The organism is Staphylococcus xylosus (genome assembly GCF_002732165.1).
Classification (GTDB): domain Bacteria; phylum Bacillota; class Bacilli; order Staphylococcales; family Staphylococcaceae; genus Staphylococcus; species Staphylococcus xylosus.
This window is the reverse complement of the sequence record NZ_MRZO01000017.1, coordinates 1-2,318: the sequence shown is the minus strand read 5'-3', so window position 1 is coordinate 2,318 and position 2,318 is coordinate 1. Positions and strand designations below refer to the sequence as shown.

The window sequence follows — 2,318 nt, the reverse complement described above, 5'->3', positions numbered from 1 at the left end:
GCGACCGCCCCAGTCAAACTGCCCATCTGACACTGTCTCCCACCATGATAAATGGTGCGGGTTAGAAATCCAACACAGCGAGGGTAGTATCCCACCAACGCCTCCACGTAAGCTAGCGCTCACGCATCTCAGGCTCCTACCTATCCTGTACAAGCTGTGCCGAATTTCAATATCAGACTACAGTAAAGCTCCACGGGGTCTTTCCGTCCTGTCGCGGGTAACCTGCATCTTCACAGGTACTATGATTTCACCGAGTCTCTCGTTGAGACAGTGCCCAAATCGTTACGCCTTTCGTGCGGGTCGGAACTTACCCGACAAGGAATTTCGCTACCTTAGGACCGTTATAGTTACGGCCGCCGTTTACTGGGGCTTCGATTCGTAGCTTCGCAGAAGCTAACCACTCCTCTTAACCTTCCAGCACCGGGCAGGCGTCAGCCCCTATACATCACCTTACGGTTTAGCAGAGACCTGTGTTTTTGATAAACAGTCGCTTGGGCCTATTCACTGCGGCTCTCCTGGGCGTTAACCCTAAAGAGCACCCCTTCTCCCGAAGTTACGGGGTCATTTTGCCGAGTTCCTTAACGAGAGTTCGCTCGCTCACCTTAGAATTCTCATCTTGACTACCTGTGTCGGTTTGCGGTACGGGCACCACAATTCTAGCTAGAGGCTTTTCTTGGCAGTGTGAAATCAACGACTCGAGGAAACAATTTCCTCTCCCCATCACAGCTTGACCTTAAGAGTGCCGGATTTGCCTAACACTCAGTCTTACTGCTTGGACGTACAATCCAATAGTACGCTTCGCCTATCCTACTGCGTCCCCCCATCGCTTAAAACGAATTATGGTGGTACAGGAATATCAACCTGTTATCCATCGCCTACGCCTATCGGCCTCAGCTTAGGACCCGACTAACCCAGAGCGGACGAGCCTTCCTCTGGAAACCTTAGTCAATCGGTGGACGGGATTCTCACCCGTCTTTCGCTACTCACACCGGCATTCTCACTTCTAAGCGCTCCACATGTCCTTGCGATCATGCTTCAACGCCCTTAGAACGCTCTCCTACCATTGTCCTTACGGACAATCCACAGCTTCGGTAATATGTTTAGCCCCGGTACATTTTCGGCGCAGTGTCACTCGACTAGTGAGCTATTACGCACTCTTTAAATGATGGCTGCTTCTAAGCCAACATCCTAGTTGTCTGGGCAACGCCACATCCTTTTCCACTTAACATATATTTTGGGACCTTAGCTGGTGGTCTGGGCTGTTTCCCTTTCGAACACGGACCTTATCACCCGCGTTCTAACTCCCAAGTTAAATTGATTGGCATTCGGAGTTTGTCTGAATTCGGTAACCCGATAAGGGCCCCTCGTCCAAACAGTGCTCTACCTCCAATAATCATCACTTGAGGCTAGCCCTAAAGCTATTTCGGAGAGAACCAGCTATCTCCAGGTTCGATTGGAATTTCTCCGCTACCCACAACTCATCCGCTCACTTTTCAACGTAAGTCGGTTCGGTCCTCCATTCAGTGTTACCTGAACTTCAACCTGGTCATGGGTAGATCACCTGGTTTCGGGTCTACGACCAAATACTCAACGCCCTATTCAGACTCGCTTTCGCTACGGCTCCACATTCACTGCTTAACCTTGCATCAAATCGTAACTCGCCGGTTCATTCTACAAAAGGCACGCCATCACCCATTAACGGGCTCTGACTACTTGTAAGCACACGGTTTCAAGTTCTATTTCACTCCCCTTCCGGGGTACTTTTCACCTTTCCCTCACGGTACTGGTTCACTATCGGTCACTAGAGAGTATTTAGCCTTGGGAGATGGTCCTCCCGGATTCCGACGGAATTTCTCGTGTTCCGTCGTACTCAGGATCCACTCAAGAGTGAATAAACTTTCGACTACAGGATTATTACCTTCTTTGATTCATCTTTCCAGATGATTCGTCTAGTTTATTCTTTTGTAACTCCGTATAGAGTGTCCTACAACCCCAACAAGCAAGCTCGTTGGTTTGGGCTCTTCCCGTTTCGCTCGCCGCTACTCAGGGAATCGATTTTTCTTTCTCTTCCTGCGGGTACTAAGATGTTTCAGTTCTCCGCGTCTACCTTCAGATATGCTATGTATTCACATATCGATAACATGACATAACTCATGCTGGGTTTCCCCATTCGGAAATCTCTGGATCAAAGCTTACTTACAGCTCCCCAAAGCATATCGTCGTTAGTAACGTCCTTCATCGGCTTCTAGTGCCAAGGCATCCACCGTGCGCCCTTAATAACTTAATCTTTTTTGACTTTCAACACGAACAAGTCGGTT

The 2,318-nt window shown here is 49.1% G+C and carries 1 rRNA gene; it reads right to left on the bottom strand.

The features are described 5' to 3' along the window. Nucleotides 1-2,287 (bottom strand): 23S ribosomal RNA (locus BTM19_RS12850); the annotation flags it as partial. Nucleotides 2,288-2,318 lie beyond the last annotated feature (31 nt).